Raw genomic sequence first — 4,183 nt, 5'->3', positions numbered from 1 at the left:
CGCATGGTGGTGCAGGGGCGCGAGGAGATCAAGGCCGTGGACGCCGAACTGGACGCCCGCTTCGAGGCGGCGGCGGCCCAGGCCCGGGCGGAGGGTTGCGGGGGTCGTCCAGCCAGACGGACTGCGCGCCGTCGGGGGCGATGGTCACGCCGAACCGGCAGAGGCCGGGCCTGCCTTCCTTCAGCCACCACCGGCGGGCGCTCGCGATCTCGTCCCACAGCCGGCGGGGTCCGCACTGGTGGACGGCGTCCTCGGCATCCCAGGCGGCGTAGCGGACGGACGCCCACGATCCCGCGCCGTCGGAGAGCCGCATGCGGTAGGTGCCGCTGGGGTCGGTATCGTCCCAGACGTGCTCGTACCGGATGCCCGGCACCCGCAGGCCGATGGCGAAGGCGGCGTTCACGTCCTCCAGGGCCAGCTCGGGGTCCATCGCGGAGGGGCCCCGGTGGTCCGGCGCGCCGGGCGGTTCGATCACGGCGTGTGGGCGCTGGGCCCGCATCCACAGGAAGCTGACGTTGCCGACGAATTGGCCGTGCGAGGGCCCGCCCGGTTCGCCAACCGTCAGCCGCAGCAGTGCGGCGTTGGCGTACGGGGTGCCCCAGGGGGTGACGATGATGCCGCCGGGGCGGGTCTGCTCGATCCAGGCGGAGGGCACCTGGCGGACGGCTGCGGTCGAGTGGATGCGGTCGTAGGGGGCGGCGTCGGGCCATCCTTCCAGCCCGTCGCCGATGACGCGCTTGGGCGCGAATCCGGCGGCGCCGAGTTTCGACGCTGCCTCGGCGGCGATGGCCGGGTCGACTTCGACCGTGGTCACGTGGTTGTCGCCAAGCAGGCTGCACAGCAAGGCGCTTGTCCAGCCGGTTCCGGTGCCGACGTCGAGCACGTTGTGCCCGTCCCGCACGTCCAGGTGGCGGAGCATGCCCGCGACGAGGGACGGCATGGACGCCGACGACGTGGCGATGCCCGGCCCGTCCTCGTGTCCGTCGTCGACCTGCGTGACGACCACGCCGTCGGCATTGACGAGCGACCACCAGGCGTCCGGATCGTCGACCTTGGTGATCCGCCGGTAGCCGGTCGGGGCATCGTCGTCCGGGGCCCACACGGCGTCCGGAACGAAGGCAGAGCGCGGGGTACGCTCGAACGCGCCCCGCCACTCCTCGCCCAGCGCGCCGGCCTCGGCCATTTCGGCCAGCAACTGCGCGTACTTGTCCGTCAGTTGGCGCTCACTTCTTCGGGGAAACGGGCTTGGTCCACTGGCCGTCCGACTCCTTCGGGGACTGCTGCTTGTCCCCGGACGAACCGCCCTTGCCGTCTCCGTGCTTGCCCATGCCGGGGCTCCTCTCGCCTGGTGGTGCCGGTCAGTTGGTGCGCGGGCTCACCGGGATCACCGGCCCGGGGCCGGGCGGCGCGGGCGGGGACGGCGGGGCGGGCGGCGTGCTCATGCTGGTGCCTCCTCACGCTGCGGGGTGTGGCAACACGCTAGGAAAGCAGGCCAGTTGGAATCCATGACGTTGCACGACATTGCAGGGATTCACCCAAGGGAGTGGATCGCCGAGGCGATCAGCGAACGGGCATCCGGGCCGTAGACCGCCATGCCGGCCAGCTCGGCGAAGGTGTCGGCATAGGCCGCGACCTCGCTCGGCTGCGTGATCGTCAGGTAGCCCGAGACGAGTTCGACGTTCACCTGCGCCGCGTCGAAGATCCAGAACCCCTCGACCGGCATCCGTGAGCGATCGGGTCGGTCGGGCACGATGCCCAGGCTCACGTTCGGCAGCGAGCCGACCGTCAGCAGGTGGCCGAGCTGCCCTGTCAGCACCTCCGTCGCGCCGAGGCCGTTGCGCAGGACGGACTCCTCCATGAGGAAAGCGAATTGGCGGCCCCCTTCGTGCAGTACGGCCTGGCGCTCCATGCGGGCCGTCACGGCCTCGGCCACGTCGTCCACTTCAACCCTGCGCCGCTGCACGGAGCGCAACACGGACTCGGTGTAGCCGCGCGTCTGGATGAGTCCGGGCACAAGCCATGACGAGTAGGAGCGGAAGCGCCGTGTCCGCTGGTACAGCGGCAACCGTGCTTCCTGCGCCTGCTTCAGCCCGGACCGCTCCATGCGCCGCCAGCTGATCCACATGTCCTCTGCGGTCCGCAGCGAGGCGATCAGGTCTTCGGTCTGATCTTCCGCCCCGCATGCCTGGCACCACGCCCGGATGTCGTCGGCGGACGGGGGTGTCCGGGCGTTCATGATCCGGGACGACTTCGACGGATGCCAGCCGCACAGGCGGGCGATGCCGAGTCCGGTCAACCCGGCATCCCGGCAGAGCTCCGTGAGCCGGCTCGCGAGAACCTGCCGGGCCTGCTGGGCACTTGAGGACGGTGAGACAGCCATGGTCGCCGGTCAGTGGAGCCGGTACTCCTCGTGCGGCGTGGCCCGCTCCCAGACCGTTTCGAACGCGGACTTCACCAATTCCAGTACGGCCGGCTCGGTGCGCCACTCACGGTCCACCACCTCCCCGACACCGGAGAAGTAGGTGAACAGCACCGACGTTCCGTCGAACATCCACAGGTCCGTGCCGGGCAGCGCGATGTCGGCCGCCTTCCGGCGCGGCAGCCAGCGGACCTGTTCGCCTGCCCGGACGTTCGGGAACGTCACGTCGTACTCGTAGCGGATGTAGTCGGTGACCGGTTCGGAGACGATCCGGGCACGCCTCATCACGACACCGCGCGCCGTCGTCTCCGCCACTACGTCCAGGAACGGACGCCACCAGGACGACCGGTCGGCCGGGTCCAGGCGTTTGCCCCGCTGCCACGCGATGAACTCGGGGTCGCTGGGCTGATAGGCGTCGCGCATCTCGAGGTGCACGGCGGAGTTCTTGGCGCTGGCCAGACCCTCAAGTACCGGGTTCGTCATCGCTCCTACTCGGTGTCGGGCTTGGGGATGAACTGGAGCATGATCTTGGGGAGCCTGATGATCGTCTCGTGGTCGGGCACGGCCGTGGAGTGGCCAGGAATCGAACCGATCTCCTGGCACGCCTTCACCTCCGCTTCGGTGGCCTTGTAGGACTGGATCAGCAGGTCTCCGGTCTCCTCGTCCAGCCAGATCGTCGGGGAGTCCGTGTCCGGGGTGTTCGGGATGATGCCGAGGAACTTTAGGCCCATGGTCACTCCCGTTGTCGAGCGGGTTGCACAGATGTGCACGAGCCTGGCTCTCGCTGCCGATCGACGTCAAGTGGACATCAGGGCAGGACAAAAGACCCCCTCCGGCCCGGCGAGGGGCCGGACAGGGTCTCGAAGTCGCTCGGCTCGTCAGGTAGCCTCGCCGCCCCAGGCGTGGGGCGGCGGGGCCGGGAGCAGTCGTGGCGGGAGGACGGAGTTTCGGGCGAGTGGCACGTGGTGCGAGCCTCGACTGTGCTCCCCGGGTCCGGCGCCGGTCCTGGCGGTTGCCTCGACCCCGTCGACCGATCCGGCCGGGCTTGGTGGGCCTGTTCCACCGCCGGTACCCGATGGCGGGCGGGGCCTGTCCAGGAGACCACCTGATCGGGTGATAGCGGCAGGGCAGATCGGTAGGCAGTCCGAAGGCGCCCGTTACGCTGAAACCCCTATCTGAACCGGGAGTTGGGGGCGAGGCGCTGTGGTGAATGCGCTGTTCAGGCACGCACGCCTTGCCCTGGGCCTGACACAACGCCAGGTCGCCGAGCAGGTTCGAGGGCTGGTCGAGGCGGCGACCGGGCGGGAGTCGCCGTTTGACGTCGGATACGTCTCGCGCATAGAACGTGGCCTCATCACCTGGCCGCACGAGCACTACCGGCAGGCCCTTTGCCTGGTCCTGGGGACGGGCACGGCGGCTGAGCTGGGCCTGGTCGCCAAGCAGATCCATCAGCACGATCACCCCGATGAGGTGAGTGACTCGAACCGCCGAGACGTCCTCGCCGCCGCACTGGTCGGCCTGCTGCCGCCGGCCCGGCCGCACCCTCGCCTGCGTAGAGCGGATGTCGCCGCGATCGCCGAACGCACCAGCGTGCTGGAGCACTGGGACCGCACCTCCGGTGGGCGGGCCGTACGCGACTTCGCGCTGCGCGAGCTGCACGTCGCCATCGGCCTCACCTCGGCGTCGACCACCCCCGCCGTACGAGCCTCGCTGCTCGGCGCGATCACCCGCCTGGCCAACGTGACCGCCTGGTCCAGCTTCGAC

Annotated in this window: 5 protein-coding genes; 1 reads left to right on the top strand and 4 read right to left on the bottom strand. The window is 70.0% G+C overall.

What is annotated here, in order from left to right; translation table 11 throughout:
• Window positions 1-28: 28 nt before the first annotated feature.
• From AB0O00_RS31150 to AB0O00_RS31135, 4 genes are all read right to left on the bottom strand, one after another.
• The gene (locus AB0O00_RS31150; protein WP_363657447.1) at window positions 29-1,195 is read right to left on the bottom strand and encodes a methyltransferase domain-containing protein; all 1,167 of its coding nucleotides are present in this window, start codon (window positions 1,193-1,195) and stop codon (window positions 29-31) included.
• Between the two features lie 336 nt (window positions 1,196-1,531).
• Window positions 1,532-2,380, bottom strand: a complete 849-nt coding sequence (locus AB0O00_RS31145) for a helix-turn-helix transcriptional regulator (protein WP_363657445.1) — start codon at window positions 2,378-2,380, stop codon at window positions 1,532-1,534.
• 9 nt (window positions 2,381-2,389) lie between these two features.
• Window positions 2,390-2,902, bottom strand: a complete 513-nt coding sequence (locus AB0O00_RS31140; RefSeq protein WP_363657443.1) for a DUF6879 family protein — start codon at window positions 2,900-2,902, stop codon at window positions 2,390-2,392.
• Between the two features lie 5 nt (window positions 2,903-2,907).
• Window positions 2,908-3,150, bottom strand: coding sequence for a hypothetical protein (locus AB0O00_RS31135; protein ID WP_363657441.1), 243 nt, complete (start codon window positions 3,148-3,150; stop codon window positions 2,908-2,910).
• A 475-nt stretch (window positions 3,151-3,625) separates the two neighbouring features.
• Between AB0O00_RS31135 and AB0O00_RS31130 the strand changes: the two genes are divergently transcribed.
• Window positions 3,626-4,183, top strand: a 558-nt coding sequence (locus AB0O00_RS31130) for a helix-turn-helix domain-containing protein (protein ID WP_363657439.1), incomplete at its 3' end; no start/stop codon positions are given.

The organism is Kitasatospora sp. NPDC093558 (assembly GCF_040683475.1).
Classification (GTDB): Bacteria; Actinomycetota; Actinomycetes; order Streptomycetales; family Streptomycetaceae; genus Kitasatospora.
Note: the sequence above shows the minus strand (reverse complement) of the source record. Positions and strands in the feature narration are given on the sequence as shown.

Excerpts from the sequence above, each read along its gene's own strand:
- AB0O00_RS31145 (WP_363657445.1), bottom strand. The coding sequence starts at position 2,380 with ATGGCTGTCTCACCGTCCTCAAGTGCCCAGCAGGCCCGGCAGGTTCTC.
- AB0O00_RS31140 (WP_363657443.1), bottom strand. The coding sequence starts at position 2,902 with ATGACGAACCCGGTACTTGAGGGTCTGGCCAGCGCCAAGAACTCCGCC.
- AB0O00_RS31135 (WP_363657441.1), bottom strand. The coding sequence starts at position 3,150 with ATGGGCCTAAAGTTCCTCGGCATCATCCCGAACACCCCGGACACGGAC.